Genomic DNA, 13,744 nt, shown 5'->3' with positions numbered 1-13,744 from the left:
GACGGAATTCGTTATGATGTTCAAGTCTGAAAAGAAAATGCGGGCAGCACTGTCCGTTATGGCAGTGGTCTTCGGTGCTTCGGCTCCGGTCTCGTCCTTCGCACAGGACGCAGCCGCCCAGGCTCCGGCAGCGTCGGCCGACGCTCCCGCACAGGCCGCCGGCGCACCGCGCCTCGGCTGGTACAAGACCTGCAGCAAGCAGGAAGACAACGACATCTGCGTTGTTCAGAACCTGGTTCTCGCCAATGGCGGCCAACTGGTGACGGCTGTTGGCCTCATCTCGGTTTCCGGCAAGATCAACCGCAAGATCCTTCAGGTTTCGGTTCCGGCCGCACGCCTGATTCCTCCGGGCATCAGCATGCAGATCGATGGCGGCAAGGGCCAGAAGCTCGATTACGCCGTCTGCTTGCCGGACAAGTGCACGGCGGAAATTCCGCTGACCGACGCCATGATCGCAAGCCTCAAGAAGGGCAGCGACGTGGTCTTCACCTCGATCAACTTCCGCCGTGCTGCCAACCCGATCAAGGTTTCGCTCGAAGGCTTCACCGGCGCTTATGACGGCGAACCGGTTTCCGAATCGAAGCTCGCCGAAAGCCAGCGCAGCCTGCAGGACAGCATGCAGAAGAAGGCCGAAGAAGCCCGCAAGAAGCTGGAAGACGCCCAGAAGGCAGCAAAGGCCCAGTAATCGGGACTTTCATGAATTGACGGAAGACCCGGCTTCAGGCCGGGTTTTTTGTCGCTAAAAGAAAGGCCCCGACATGCGGGGCCTTGCCATGCCGGTTATGTGATCCGACTTAATGGGCGAAGCTCATCTTGGGTTTGAACTGGCCTGTCGGGCTGCGGTCGAAGATCTGCTCGACCTGCGGATTGCGAAGCGGCATATCGCTTTCGTCGCTTATCAGGTTCTGCTCGGAGACGTAGGCGACATACTCGCTATCGTCATTTTCGGCAAGCAGATGGTAAAACGGCTGGTCTTTGCTGGGGCGGACTTCCGCGGGAATGGAATTCCACCATTCTTCCGTATTCGCGAACTCCGGATCAACGTCGAAGATGACTCCGCGAAACGGAAAAACCTTGTGCCGGACCACTTCGCCTATACTGAACTTTGCAACTCTTTCTTTCATGGTACGACTTCCTTTCTCACCCAATTTGGTGATCGGTCCCCCGCAAATCAAGATTTTTGCGGGATTTCGTCACATGACTGTCATCTCTGCCCATTGGCCCTTATGGCCTCAGGATCGAAAAAAGCCCCGGCGAACCAGGGCTTTCAACTCTTGTCTTATGCCGAGTAGTACATGTCGTATTCGACCGGATGCGGCGTCATTTCGAAGCGCATCACTTCGGCCATCTTCAGTTCGATGAACGCATCGATCTGATCGTCATCGAAGACGCCGCCCGCCGTCAGGAACTTGCGGTCCTTGTCGAGGCTTTCGAGCGCTTCGCGGAGCGAACCGCAGACGGTCGGGATCTTCTTCAGTTCCTTCGGCGGCAGGTCGTAGAGGTCCTTGTCCATGGCTTTGCCGGGATGGATCTTGTTCTTGATGCCGTCGAGGCCGGCCATCAGCATGGCGGCAAAGGCGAGGTAGGGGTTTGCGGTCGGATCCGGGAAGCGGACTTCGACGCGCTTTGCCTTCGGATTAGAGCCGAACGGAATGCGGCAGGAGGCCGAGCGGTTGCGGGCGGAATAGGCCAGCAGTACCGGCGCTTCATAACCCGGGACAAGACGCTTGTAGGAGTTCGTCGACGGGTTGGTGAAGGCGTTGATCGCCTTGGCATGCTTGATGATCCCGCCGATATAGTAGAGGCAGGTTTCGGAAAGGCCTGCATATTCGTCGCCGGCGAACGTCGGCTTGCCGCCCTTCCAGATCGACTGATGCACGTGCATGCCCGAGCCGTTGTCGCCGAAGATGGGCTTCGGCATGAAGGTTGCGGTCTTGCCGTAGGCATTGGCGACCTGATGAACGACATATTTGTAGATCTGCATCTTGTCGGCGTTGCGAACGAGCGTGTCGAACTTGATGCCGAGTTCGTGCTGGGCGGCAGCCACTTCGTGGTGGTGCTTTTCGACGACGACGCCCATTTCGGAGAGAACCGTCAGCATTTCCGAACGCATGTCCTGGGCGCTGTCGACGGGCGGAACCGGGAAATAACCGCCTTTGACGCGCGGACGGTGGCCGAGGTTGCCGGTCTCGTAATCTGTGTCGTCGTTCGATGGCAGTTCCGTGGAGTCGAGCTTGAATCCGGTATTATACGGATCTGCCTTGTACTTGACGTCGTCGAAGACGAAGAATTCGGCTTCCGGGCCGACGAAGATCGTGTCGCCGATGCCGGACGCTTTCAGATAGGCTTCGGCCTTCTTGGCGGTGCCGCGCGGATCGCGGTTATAGGCTTCACCGGAAACCGGATCGAGGATGTCGCAGACGATGACCATGGTCGACTGAGCGAAGAACGGGTCCATATGCACCGTCTCGGTGTCGGGCATCAGCACCATGTCGGACTCGTTGATCGCCTTCCAGCCGCCGATCGAGGAACCGTCGAACATGACGCCGTCGGCGAACATGTCTTCATCGACGCAGGTTACGTCCATCGTTACGTGCTGCAGCTTGCCCTTGGGGTCGGTGAAGCGCAGATCGACGAACTTGACGTCGTTTTCCTTGATCTGCTTCAGGATTTCGCTTGCACTCGCCATAAGATGCTTCCTCTATTTTGTGATGACGTTAGGTTATGTACGATGAGGATGAGTGAGCTTCGCCGAAGGCAAAGCCGGTCAGATGGCATCGATACCGGTTTCACCGGTGCGGATGCGGATGACCTCTTCGACATTGGAAACGAAAATCTTTCCGTCGCCGATGCGCCCCGTCTGCGCGGCCTTGCGGATCGCGTCGATGACAGCCTCCGCGTTTTCATCTGCGAGCACGACCTCGACCTTCACCTTCGGCAGGAAATCGACGACATATTCAGCACCGCGGTAGAGTTCGGTATGGCCCTTCTGGCGACCGAAGCCCTTCGCTTCCGTGACAGTGATACCCTGCAGACCGACTTCCTGAAGGGCTTCCTTCACCTCGTCCAGCTTGAAAGGCTTAATGATCGCTTCGATCTTTTTCATGAGAAAATGTCTCTCCGCTTCTCCCGTTACAGCAGGAATTTTCCCGCTCGCGGGATATGATGCAGATATCGTGCCAGTTTGAAATCCGTCCCACGCAAAAAATCACGGAATTTTATCCGCGCAGCGCTGTTTGCCCGCGTTCCATGTCGTTTTGATGAAAAAAGAGGTGAAGGGGGTCGTGTTTTTATCGAAAATGGCACAAAACCTGAAAAAACCATTTCAATTTCGACTTCCCCGGGTGTCTTGCGATTCGATGAAAAATTAATCAGATGCATAAAATATGACCTCTTGTTTTCTTGATCATACGGTTGTTTTTTAGGCGTTTTTTGAATTGAATAGGTCCATGAGCCAGCGCCTTTCCGATCTCCTCCTGACACCCGCAGAAATGGCTGCGGCCGATAGGGCTGCTGCTGAATCCGGAATCGACTCCTACGGCCTGATGGAGAAGGCAGGTGCTGCGGTCGCCGCCACTGCGCTGCGGCTTTATCCGGGCGCTGTACGCTTTGCCGTCCTCTGCGGTCCGGGCAACAATGGCGGCGACGGCTATGTGGTTGCCCGGCTCCTGCAGGAGAGCGGCGCACACGTGGAGATCTTTCATCTTGGTGATCCGGAGAAGCTGAAGGGAGACGCCGCACGGGCGAGGGCAGCCTGTGCACTGAAAGGATTGGATATAGGCAACTATGATCCGCAGCAGGGCGATATCGTCATCGACGGTCTCTTTGGTGCGGGCCTTGCGCGCGCTGTCCCGGCGGACGTGGCCGAACTGATCCAAAAGGTGGAGAAGGCGCGCATTGCGGTCATCGCCGTCGATCTGCCATCCGGCCTCGACGGCCGCACTGGCGCAGTACTCGGAGCCGCCTTCCGCGCGGCGCATACCGTGACCTTCATGACCCGCAAGCCCGGCCATCTGCTGATGCCGGGCAGGGAGCTTTGCGGCAGCCTTGAGGTCTTCGATATCGGTATTCCGAGCCGAATCATCAGCGCGCAGACGGATGGTCGTGTCGATGAGAACACACCTGCCGCGTGGCGTGCTGTCATTCCGACCGAGCAGATGGAGACACACAAATATAAGCGTGGCCACCTTGTTGTATTTTCAGGTGATGCGAGCAAGACAGGCGCCGCCCGCATGTCGGCCATGGCGGGGCTGAAGGCCGGGGCCGGGCTTGTCACCATCGCCGCGCCGAGCGAAGCACTTTCCGCCAACAGCGCCCATCTGACCGCCATTATGCTGCACGCGATTGACGACGCGGCGGCATTGAAGGGCTGGCTTGAAGATGCACGTCTTCAGACCTTCGTTCTCGGCCCTGGCTTCGGCATCGGAAAGAAGGCCCGCAAATTCGTATCCCTACTGCGCGACCGTCATCTCGTTCTCGATGCCGACGGCATCAGCTCGTTCAAGGATGACCCGCAGGCGCTGTTCGATCTGTTCAGGGGAGAGCCGCGCCTCGTTCTAACGCCACATGATGGCGAGTTTGCGCGCCTCTTTCCTGATATCGCCGCAGATAAGAGGGCAGGAAAGGTGGACAAGGCACTGGCCGCCGCCGGCCGCTCTAATGCAATCATCATCTACAAGGGTGCCGATACCGTCATCGCCTCTCCGGACGGACGGGCGCTGATCAACACCAACGCACCGGTCTGGCTCGCGACCGCCGGTTCCGGCGATGTGCTGGCAGGCATTATCGGCGGCTTGCTCGCTCAGGGCCTGCCGGCATTCGAGGCAGCAGCTGCTGCTGTCTGGCTGCATGGAGAGGCAGGCCACCGCGCCGGGAAAGGGTTGACGGCCGAAGATCTCGCCGCGCACGTACTGCCCTACTGAGCGATTATTTGTCGATCCGCTTCTGCAGGGCGATCGCCCCATGCGGCGCATTGACTTTGCCCTCATGGATCATGAAAGCAAAGACGTCGCGCGGCTCGACCTTGACCTTCCTGTCCTTGTCGATCAACGGCAGGTCGTCAGGCACTTTTCCTTCGGCCCAGGTCTCAAGTCGTTTGGCCCAGTCCTTCAACTCCGGTTCCGGATAGCAGGTCGGAATGTCATCCGATCCCTTCTGAAGCCGCGTATAGACGAAATCCGCCGTCACATCGGCAATCATCGGATAGTCGAAATGCTCTGCGCAGACAGGCGCCACACCATATTTCTCAAGCAGTGCGACGAATTCCGGCACCTTGAAGGAATCGTGCCTGACTTCCACGACATGGCGCAGCTTCAGTCCGTCCTGCTTCTCCGGCAGCAGCTTCAGGAACGCCTCGAAATCATCGGGTTCGAACCTTTTCGTCGGCGCAAACTGCCAGAGCAGAGGGCCGAGATGATCGCCAAGTTCGCTGATGCCGGATGAAAGGAATTTCTCCATCGATTCCCATGCCTCTGCAAGCACACGGCGGTTCGTTGTGTAACGCGTTGCCTTTAGCGAAAAAACGAAGCCATCGGGCACATCAGCGGCCCATTTGGCAAAGACCGCTGGCTTCTGCGTGCTGTAGTAGGTGCCGTTGACTTCGATGACCTTCAGCTGGCGGCTGGCATAGTTCAGCTCGTCTTTCTGCTTGAGATCGGCGGGAAAGAAATGGCCGCGCCACGGCTCGAATGTCCAGCCGCCGATACCTACGCGGATCGTGCCCGATTTGCTCATCTGCTCCTCCTCTTGCGATCCCTCAGATCGCGCCAACCTTCTTTGCCCCATCGACCTTCTTTGTCATGTCGACGATGGTCCATCCTGGCCGATAGGGATTGGGCCGGCGACCCGTTTCCTGAAAACCGAAGGCGGAATAAAGCGCGATGTTTCGCTCCATCCGCGCATTGGTATAGAGCCGCATCTCTGGCTTTCCCCACTCCCGCGCTTTGTCCTCCAGCCAGCGCAGCATGGCCACGCCATGTCCCGCTCCCTGGAAGTCTGGCGATACCGCAATGCTGAAAAGCATCACGTGGTTGGCATGGCGCTCGACGACCGCGAGCCCCGCCATGGTACCATCAGCCTCCCGTAGCAGACTTCGCCGCGTTCGATCCGCGGCTCGTAATTTTCCGTCACCGGGATCGGCGGATAGCCGAAAAGATCGGTATAGGGCTGATAGGCAGCCGATGTCAGCGTCATGACCGCAGGCAGTTCCGCAATCGTGGCGATCCGCATCGTCATTCCGCTGCTACGACCGCCTTCTTGACCGGCCGCCGCTCCAGCAATTCCTTCAAGAACTGACCGGTATAGGAACGCTTCTCCTGGACAATGGTCTCCGGCGTGCCGACGGCCACGATCTCGCCGCCGCCGTCGCCACCTTCAGGTCCGAAATCGAGGATCCAGTCGGCCGTCTTGATGACTTCGAGATTGTGCTCGATGACAACAACCGAATTGCCCTGATTGACCAGCTCGTGCAGCATTTCCAGAAGCTTGGAGACGTCATGGAAATGCAGGCCGGTCGTCGGCTCGTCGAGGATATAGAGCGTGCGGCCCGTCGAGCGCTTCGATAGTTCCTTGGCGAGCTTGACGCGCTGCGCCTCGCCACCCGAAAGCGTATTGGCCTGCTGGCCGACCTTGATATAGCCAAGACCGACATCGAACAGAGACTGCAGCTTGTCGCGTACGGCCGGAACCGCTGCGAAGAACTCGACGCCTTCTTCCACCGTCATGTCCAGCACGTCGGAGATCGACTTGCCCTTGAAGGTGACATCGAGCGTTTCGCGGTTGTAACGCTTGCCGTGGCAGACGTCGCAGGTGACATAGACGTCAGGCAGGAAGTGCATCTCGATCTTGATAACGCCATCGCCCTGGCAGGCCTCACAACGGCCGCCCTTGACGTTGAAGGAGAAACGGCCCGGCTGATAGCCGCGTGCCTTTGCCTCCGGCAGGCCGGCAAACCAGTCACGGATCGGTGTGAAGGCGCCTGTATAAGTGGCCGGGTTCGAACGCGGTGTGCGGCCGATCGGCGACTGGTCGATGTCGATCACCTTGTCGATATGCTCGAAACCATCGATGCGGTCGTGATCGGCAGGGATTTCGCGCGCGCCCATGACGCGTCGTGCCGCCGACTTGTAGAGCGTCTCGATGAGGAAGGTGGACTTGCCACCACCCGACACGCCTGTCACCGCCGTGAAGACCCCGAGCGGGATCGCCGCTGTGACGTTCTTCAGATTGTTGCCGCGTGCACCAATAACCTTGATCTCCTTGCCCTTCTTCGGCTTGCGCCGTTCGTCAGGCAGGGCCACGCCAAGTTCGCCCGACAGATATTTGCCGGTCAGCGATTTCGGATTGGCCATGATCTCCTGCGGCGTGCCATGCGCCACCACCTGGCCGCCATGCACGCCCGCCGCCGGGCCGATATCGACAACATCATCTGCCGTCAGGATCGCATCTTCGTCATGCTCGACCACGATGACCGTGTTGCCGATGTCTCGCAGGTGCTTCAGCGTGTCGAGCAGGCGGGCGTTGTCGCGCTGATGCAGGCCGATCGACGGTTCGTCGAGCACGTAGAGAACCCCGGTCAGGCCCGATCCGATTTGCGAGGCAAGTCGGATACGCTGGCTCTCGCCGCCCGACAGCGTGCCGGAATTGCGCGACAGGCTGAGATATTCGAGACCCACATCATTGAGGAAACGCAATCGGTCGCGGATTTCCTTGAGAATGCGCACGGCAATCTCGTTCTGCTTGGCGTTGAATGTCGCCGGCAGTTCCTCGAACCAGTCGCGGGCGATGCGGATCGACATTTGCGTGACTTCGCCGATATGCAGCTTGTTGATCTTGACCGCCAGCGCTTCCGGCTTCAGGCGAAAGCCGTTGCAGGACGGGCAGGGGGCTGCCGACATGAAGCGCTCGATATCCTCGCGCGCCCAGGCCGAATCCGTTTCCTTCCAGCGCCGCTCGAGATTGGGTACGATGCCTTCGAAATTCTTCGAGGTGGTGTAGGAACGCGCACCATCGGCATAGTGGAATTCGATCCTCTCCTCGGTGCCGTTCAGGATGACATCCTTGGCTTTTTCGGGAAGGTCGTTCCAGCGGCTGCCGAGCTTGAAGCCGAAATGCTTGCCGAGCGCTTCCAGCGTCTGGTTGTAATAGGGCGAAGTGGACTTGGCCCAGGGCGCGATCGCACCGTCGCGCAGTGTACGCTCCGGCTCGGGCACGATCAGATCCGGGTCGATCTTCTGCTGTGAACCGAGACCGTCGCAGGTCGGACACGCGCCGAAAGGATTGTTGAACGAAAAGAGCCGCGGTTCGATCTCCGGAATGGTGAAGCCGGAAACCGGGCACGCAAACTTTTCCGAAAACAGCACACGCTCGTGCGTCTCGTTGAGCGATTTGTTGGCCGAGCCGCCGGCCGAGGTTTCCTCGGGCGGCAGCGGCTTGTCGGCGAATTCGGCAACGGCGAGGCCGTCGGCAAGCTTCAGCGCCGTTTCGAAACTGTCGGCCAGGCGCGAAGCCATGTCGGGCCGCACGACGATACGGTCGATGACCACGTCGATATCGTGCTTATATTTCTTGTCGAGCGTTGGCGCATCGGCGATCTCGTAGAACTGCCCGTCCACCTTGACGCGCTGGAAGCCCTTTTTCATGAGCTCCGCCAGTTCCTTCTTGTACTCGCCCTTACGGCCACGGATCATCGGCGCCAATATATAAAGACGTGTACCTTCCTCGAAGGCGAGTACACGGTCCACCATCTGACTCACTGTCTGGCTCTCGATCGGTAGGCCGGTGGCCGGCGAATAGGGAACGCCGACACGTGCAAACAACAGGCGCATATAGTCGTAGATTTCGGTGACGGTGCCGACGGTCGAGCGCGGATTGCGCGAGGTCGTCTTCTGCTCGATCGAGATTGCCGGCGACAGGCCGTCGATCTGATCGACATCAGGCTTCTGCATCATTTCCAGGAACTGGCGTGCATAGGCGGAAAGGCTTTCGACATAGCGGCGCTGGCCCTCAGCATAGATCGTATCGAAGGCGAGCGAGGATTTGCCGGAGCCGGAAAGGCCGGTCATGACGATCAGCTTGTTGCGCGGCAGATCGAGGTCGATGCCCTTCAGATTATGCTCGCGCGCGCCACGGATGGAGATCGTCTTCAGTTCGCTCATCGTCTCTGCTTCAAGTGGTTTGGGGATCACAGCCCTTATTTAGTGATGCCAGCGGGCGAGTCGAGGCTGAATGTCCGGAACAACAAAGGTTTTCGATTCTGTTGACAGGATCATAGCGAATAATTAGAACAAATAAAGAACAAAATTCCTTGTGGATTAAGAGGGCCTGGATGCGCATCGCTTGTCCTCTATGGTTTAAGGTGCGCCGATGATTTTTGAACGCCGCCGGTCAGGGCGGCAGTAAGGTGAGCGATATGGCTGGCAGTGTGAACAAGGTAATTCTTATCGGAAACGTGGGTGCCGACCCCGAAATCCGGCGCACGCAGGATGGCCGGCCGATCGCCAATCTCCGCATCGCGACCTCGGAAACCTGGCGCGACCGCAACTCCGGCGAGCGCCGCGAGAAGACTGAATGGCACACCGTCGTCGTCTTCAACGAAGGCCTCTGCAAGGTCGTCGAACAATATGTGAAGAAGGGCGCCAAGCTCTATATCGAGGGCGCTCTGCAGACCCGCAAATGGCAGGATCAGAACGGCAACGACCGCTACTCGACGGAAATCGTGCTGCAGGGCTTCAATTCGACGCTGACGATGCTTGATGGCCGTGGCGAAGGCGGGGGCGCGAGCTCCGGCTTCGGCGGCGGTCGCGGCGGCGATGATTTCGGGGGCGACGACTACGGCGCGGGTCCGTCGTCGGGGGGGGGCCGCAGCAGCGGTGGCGCCCGTGGCGGCAGCAACAACAGCGGTGGCGGCAACTTCTCGCGCGATCTCGACGACGACATCCCGTTTTGATCGATCCTAACCGAAGATTTGAGGATCGCGCTCTAGCCTTTTGAATCCACACATCGGCCCGAAAATCGATTCCGATTTTCGGGCCGATTTGTAAGCGCCGTTTTCAGGTCGGCGTCGCGCTGATCAGGTTGAGGGCGGATTTCGCACCGTCCACGACGAACTGGGCGGCAAGAGCCGCCAGGATGACGCCGAGAAGACGGGTCAGGATCGCCCGGCCGGTGACGCCGAGGAAGCGGTCAAGCCGGTCGGCGAGGAATAGCACCACCAGCGTGATCAGCAGGCAGCCGGCAATGACGCCGATTAGCTGCGCACGCTCGACGGTGGAGGGCAGGGTGCCTCCGAGCAGGATCGTCGCCGAAATGGCCCCCGGTCCGGCGATCAGCGGCAGGGCAAGCGGGAAGACGGCGATATTCTCGATATGATCCTTGGTGATCGCCACTTCCGTGGTCTTTTCCTTGCGGTCCTGCCGACGCTCGAAGACCATTTCGAAGGCTATCCAAAAAAGCAGCAGTCCGCCCGCCAGCCGGAATGCGCCGATGGAAATGCCGAGAACGCCGAGCACGCCGGAGCCGAACAGCGCGAAAACGGCAAGGATGATGAAGGCGATCGTGATGCCGCGCAGCGCCACCTGCTTTCGCTCCGGGCGGCTCATACCCACAGTGAGGCCGAGAAAGAGCGGGGCAAGCCCTGGCGGATCGATGGTGACAAGCAGCGTCGTGAACGCGTTGATCAGTTGGTCGGCGCTTGCCATCGCTTCTCCAAAACCCCATATAGGTGCTTGTTTTTCATGATTGTGCTGTGCCGATCCCGATTTGGCAAATGCATGATTGCTGATTGTCTTCCTACTACGGGCAAATACCGTGGTTTGCCCTCTTTCGACCGCAAAAGCCTGTTCAAAACCCTTGGCCAAATTGGCGTGGGAACAGGCTTTCCGCTATAAATCTTCGAGTGATTCTAGAAGAGAACGTGAACCGTTTTGACTGAGCAAACACCCCCCGGCGGCGGGAAGCTCCCGCCAGGCATCGAGCCCATCTCCATTATGGAGGAAATGCAGCGGTCCTATCTCGATTACGCCATGAGCGTGATCGTGTCGCGTGCGCTGCCCGACGTGCGCGATGGCCTGAAGCCCGTGCATCGGCGCATCCTTTACGGCATGTCCGAGCTCGGCATCGACTGGAACAAGAAATACGTCAAATGCGCCCGCGTTACCGGGGATGTGATGGGTAAATACCATCCGCACGGCAACGCCGCGATTTACGATGCGCTCGCCCGCATGGCGCAGGATTGGTCGCTCCGTCTGCCGCTCATCGACGGCCAGGGCAATTTCGGTTCTGTCGACGGTGACCCGCCGGCGGCCGAGCGTTACACCGAATGCCGCCTGCAGAAGGCGGCCCATTCGCTGCTCGACGATCTCGACAAGGAAACGGTCGACTTCCGCGACAACTATGACGGCACGCTCTCCGAGCCGGTCGTCGTTCCCGCCAAGTTCCCGAACCTGCTGGTCAACGGTGCAGGCGGCATCGCCGTCGGCATGGCGACCAACATTCCGCCGCATAACCTTTCTGAGGTCATCGACGGCTGTATTGCGCTGATCAACGATCCCGCGATCGAACTGCCGGAACTGATGCAGATCATTCCTGGCCCCGACTTCCCGACCGGAGCCAAGATTCTCGGCCGCGCCGGGATCCGCTCGGCCTATGAAACCGGCCGCGGTTCCGTCGTCATGCGTGGCGTTGCCACCATTGAGCCGATGCGCGGCGATCGCGAACAGATCATTATCACCGAAATTCCCTATCAGGTGAACAAGGCGACGATGATCGAGAAGATGGCCGAGCTGGTGCGCGAGAAGCGCATCGAAGGCATCTCCGACCTGCGTGATGAATCCGACCGCCAGGGCTACCGTGTTGTCGTCGAGTTGAAGCGCGACGCCAATGCCGACGTCATCCTCAATCAGCTTTATCGTTACACGCCGCTGCAGACCTCCTTCGGCTGCAATATGGTGGCGCTGAACGGCGGCAAGCCGGAACAGCTGACGCTGCTCGACATGCTCCGCGCCTTCGTCTCCTTTCGCGAGGAAGTCGTTAGCCGGAGAACGAAATTTCTGCTCCGCAAGGCGCGCGAACGCGCCCACGTCTTGGTAGGTTTGGCGATTGCCGTTGCCAATATCGACGAAGTCATTCGCGTCATCCGCCAGGCGCCTGACCCGCAGTCGGCTCGCGAAGAACTGATGACCCGCCGCTGGCCGGCGGAAGATGTCGAAAGCCTGATCCTTCTCATCGACGATCCCCGCCATCGCATCAACGAAGACCTGACCTATAACCTCTCCGAAGAGCAGGCCCGCGCCATTCTCGAGCTGCGTCTTGCTCGTCTGACGGCTCTCGGCCGTGACGAAATTGGCGATGAACTCAATAAGATAGGCGAGGAAATCAAGGACTATCTTGATATCCTGTCGTCGCGTGTCCGTATCCAGACGATCGTCAAAGACGAGCTCGCTGCAATCCGCGACGAGTTCGGCACGCCGCGCCGCACCGAGATTGTCGATGGCGGTCTCGAAATGGACGATGAGGACCTCATCGCCCGCGAAGATATGGTCGTGACCGTCTCCCATCTCGGCTACATCAAGCGCGTGCCGCTGACGACCTATCGTGCGCAGCGCCGCGGCGGCAAGGGCCGTTCGGGGATGACCACTCGTGACGAGGATTTTGTTAGCCGGCTATTCGTGGTAAATACCCACACACCGGTTCTGTTCTTCTCCTCGCGCGGCATCGTCTACAAGGAAAAGGTCTGGCGCTTGCCGATCGGCACCCCAACCTCGCGCGGCAAGGCGCTGATTAACATGCTGCCGCTGGCGTCAGGTGAACGCATCACCACCATCCTGCCGTTGCCTGAGGATGAGGACAGCTGGGATAATCTCGACGTCATGTTCTCGACCACGCGTGGCACGGTCCGCCGCAACAAGCTGTCGGATTTCGTCCAGGTGAACCGCAACGGCAAGATCGCCATGAAGCTGGACGAGGAGGGCGATGAAATCCTCTCCGTCGAGACCTGCACGGATCGGGACGACGTTCTGCTGACGACGGCGCTCGGCCAGTGCATCCGCTTCCCGGTCGATGATGTCCGCGTCTTCGCCGGCCGCAATTCCATCGGCGTGCGCGGCATCAATCTCGGAGATGGTGACCGCATCATTTCGATGACGATTGTCGGTCATGTCGATGCCGAGCCGTGGGAGCGCGCTGCTTATCTCAAGCGCTCCGCCGCCGAACGTCGTGCGACGGGCGTGGACGAAGAGGATATCGCTCTGGTCGGTGAAGAAGTCACCGAAGAGGGACAGCTCTCCGACGAGCGTTATGAAGAGCTGAAGGCACGCGAGCAATTCGTGCTGACGGTTTCTGAAAAGGGCTTCGGCAAGCGCTCGTCTTCCTACGATTTCCGCATCTCCGGTCGCGGCGGTAAGGGTATCCGCGCCACCGATACGTCGAAGACAGGCGAAATCGGCGAACTGGTCGCCGCCTTCCCGATCGACGATGGCGATCAGATCATGCTTGTTTCGGATGGCGGTCAGCTGATCCGCGTTCCGGTCGGCGGCATCCGTATCGCCAGCCGCGCGACCAAGGGCGTGACAATCTTCTCCACTGCCAAGGATGAGAAGGTCGTATCGGTCGAGCGCATCAGCGAGCCGGAAGAAGAGGCGGCAGAGAACGGTTACGAAGCCGTGGTTTCCGAAGACGAAGCTCCTGCAGCGGGCGAAGCTGACGAAACCCCATCGGCTGAATAATTCACCACTTTCTCATTGCAGAC

Annotated in this window: 10 protein-coding genes and 1 pseudogene; 4 read left to right on the top strand and 7 right to left on the bottom strand. The window is 59.2% G+C overall.

Going from position 1 to position 13,744, the window contains the following annotated elements; genetic code table 11:
* Window positions 1-13: 13 nt before the first annotated feature.
* Window positions 14-685, top strand: coding sequence for an invasion associated locus B family protein (locus FHT78_RS19005; RefSeq protein WP_183747281.1), 672 nt, complete (start codon window positions 14-16; stop codon window positions 683-685).
* 109 nt (window positions 686-794) lie between these two features.
* On the opposite strand, the gene hspQ is transcribed toward FHT78_RS19005, so the two are convergent.
* The 3 genes from hspQ to FHT78_RS18990 form a co-directional block, all read right to left on the bottom strand.
* The gene (gene hspQ / locus FHT78_RS19000; protein WP_183747279.1) at window positions 795-1,124 is read right to left on the bottom strand and encodes a heat shock protein HspQ; all 330 of its coding nucleotides are present in this window, start codon (window positions 1,122-1,124) and stop codon (window positions 795-797) included.
* A 155-nt stretch (window positions 1,125-1,279) separates the two neighbouring features.
* Window positions 1,280-2,689 carry a type I glutamate--ammonia ligase gene (gene glnA / locus FHT78_RS18995; protein ID WP_183747274.1) on the bottom strand — a complete coding sequence of 470 codons (1,410 nt, stop codon included), beginning with the start codon at window positions 2,687-2,689 and terminating at the stop codon, window positions 1,280-1,282.
* Window positions 2,690-2,767: 78 nt separating this feature from the next.
* Window positions 2,768-3,106: a P-II family nitrogen regulator gene (locus FHT78_RS18990; protein ID WP_003539626.1), complete on the bottom strand. Its 339-nt coding sequence runs from the start codon at window positions 3,104-3,106 to the stop codon at window positions 2,768-2,770.
* 343 nt (window positions 3,107-3,449) lie between these two features.
* Here FHT78_RS18990 and FHT78_RS18985 point away from each other — a divergent pair, with 343 nt between their 5' ends.
* Window positions 3,450-4,922 carry an NAD(P)H-hydrate dehydratase gene (locus tag FHT78_RS18985; RefSeq protein WP_183747271.1) on the top strand — a complete coding sequence of 491 codons (1,473 nt, stop codon included), beginning with the start codon at window positions 3,450-3,452 and terminating at the stop codon, window positions 4,920-4,922.
* A 4-nt stretch (window positions 4,923-4,926) separates the two neighbouring features.
* Here the strand turns inward: FHT78_RS18985 and FHT78_RS18980 are convergent, their stop codons facing one another.
* From FHT78_RS18980 to uvrA, 3 genes and pseudogenes are all read right to left on the bottom strand, one after another.
* Window positions 4,927-5,733, bottom strand: a complete 807-nt coding sequence (locus FHT78_RS18980) for a DUF72 domain-containing protein (RefSeq protein WP_183747268.1) — start codon at window positions 5,731-5,733, stop codon at window positions 4,927-4,929.
* Window positions 5,734-5,755: 22 nt separating this feature from the next.
* A pseudogene (locus tag FHT78_RS18975) lies at window positions 5,756-6,234 on the bottom strand (GNAT family N-acetyltransferase).
* Entirely contained in the window at window positions 6,231-9,155 is a 2,925-nt protein-coding gene (gene uvrA, locus FHT78_RS18970) for an excinuclease ABC subunit UvrA (protein ID WP_183747265.1), read from the bottom strand. Before uvrA ends, FHT78_RS18975 begins: the two are co-directional and overlap by 4 nt.
* Before the next feature lie 254 nt (window positions 9,156-9,409).
* Between uvrA and FHT78_RS18965 the strand changes: the two genes are divergently transcribed.
* Entirely contained in the window at window positions 9,410-9,946 is a 537-nt protein-coding gene (locus FHT78_RS18965) for a single-stranded DNA-binding protein (protein ID WP_183747262.1), read from the top strand.
* Window positions 9,947-10,049: 103 nt separating this feature from the next.
* Here the strand turns inward: FHT78_RS18965 and FHT78_RS18960 are convergent, their stop codons facing one another.
* Complete coding sequence (locus FHT78_RS18960) at window positions 10,050-10,697, bottom strand: MarC family protein (protein ID WP_183747259.1); 648 nt, start codon at window positions 10,695-10,697, stop codon at window positions 10,050-10,052.
* A gap of 225 nt (window positions 10,698-10,922) precedes the next feature.
* Between FHT78_RS18960 and gyrA the strand changes: the two genes are divergently transcribed.
* On the top strand, window positions 10,923-13,721 hold the full coding sequence (gyrA, locus tag FHT78_RS18955) for a DNA gyrase subunit A (RefSeq protein ID WP_183747255.1): 2,799 nt from the start codon (window positions 10,923-10,925) through the stop codon (window positions 13,719-13,721).
* Window positions 13,722-13,744: the final 23 nt, after the last annotated feature.

Source organism: Rhizobium sp. BK196 (genome assembly GCF_014193255.1).
In the GTDB taxonomy this organism is placed as follows: domain Bacteria; phylum Pseudomonadota; class Alphaproteobacteria; order Rhizobiales; family Rhizobiaceae; genus Rhizobium.
This window is presented reverse-complemented; position numbering and strand designations above follow the sequence as displayed.

What these genes read in the sequence shown, in the direction of transcription:
- FHT78_RS19005 (WP_183747281.1), top strand. Translation starts at nt 14, where the DNA reads ATGATGTTCAAGTCTGAAAAGAAAATGCGGGCAGCACTGTCCGTTATG.
- hspQ (WP_183747279.1), bottom strand. Translation starts at nt 1,124, where the DNA reads ATGAAAGAAAGAGTTGCAAAGTTCAGTATAGGCGAAGTGGTCCGGCAC.
- glnA (WP_183747274.1), bottom strand. Translation starts at nt 2,689, where the DNA reads ATGGCGAGTGCAAGCGAAATCCTGAAGCAGATCAAGGAAAACGACGTC.
- FHT78_RS18990 (WP_003539626.1), bottom strand. Translation starts at nt 3,106, where the DNA reads ATGAAAAAGATCGAAGCGATCATTAAGCCTTTCAAGCTGGACGAGGTG.
- FHT78_RS18985 (WP_183747271.1), top strand. Translation starts at nt 3,450, where the DNA reads ATGAGCCAGCGCCTTTCCGATCTCCTCCTGACACCCGCAGAAATGGCT.
- FHT78_RS18980 (WP_183747268.1), bottom strand. Translation starts at nt 5,733, where the DNA reads ATGAGCAAATCGGGCACGATCCGCGTAGGTATCGGCGGCTGGACATTC.
- uvrA (WP_183747265.1), bottom strand. Translation starts at nt 9,155, where the DNA reads ATGAGCGAACTGAAGACGATCTCCATCCGTGGCGCGCGCGAGCATAAT.
- FHT78_RS18965 (WP_183747262.1), top strand. Translation starts at nt 9,410, where the DNA reads ATGGCTGGCAGTGTGAACAAGGTAATTCTTATCGGAAACGTGGGTGCC.
- FHT78_RS18960 (WP_183747259.1), bottom strand. Translation starts at nt 10,697, where the DNA reads ATGGCAAGCGCCGACCAACTGATCAACGCGTTCACGACGCTGCTTGTC.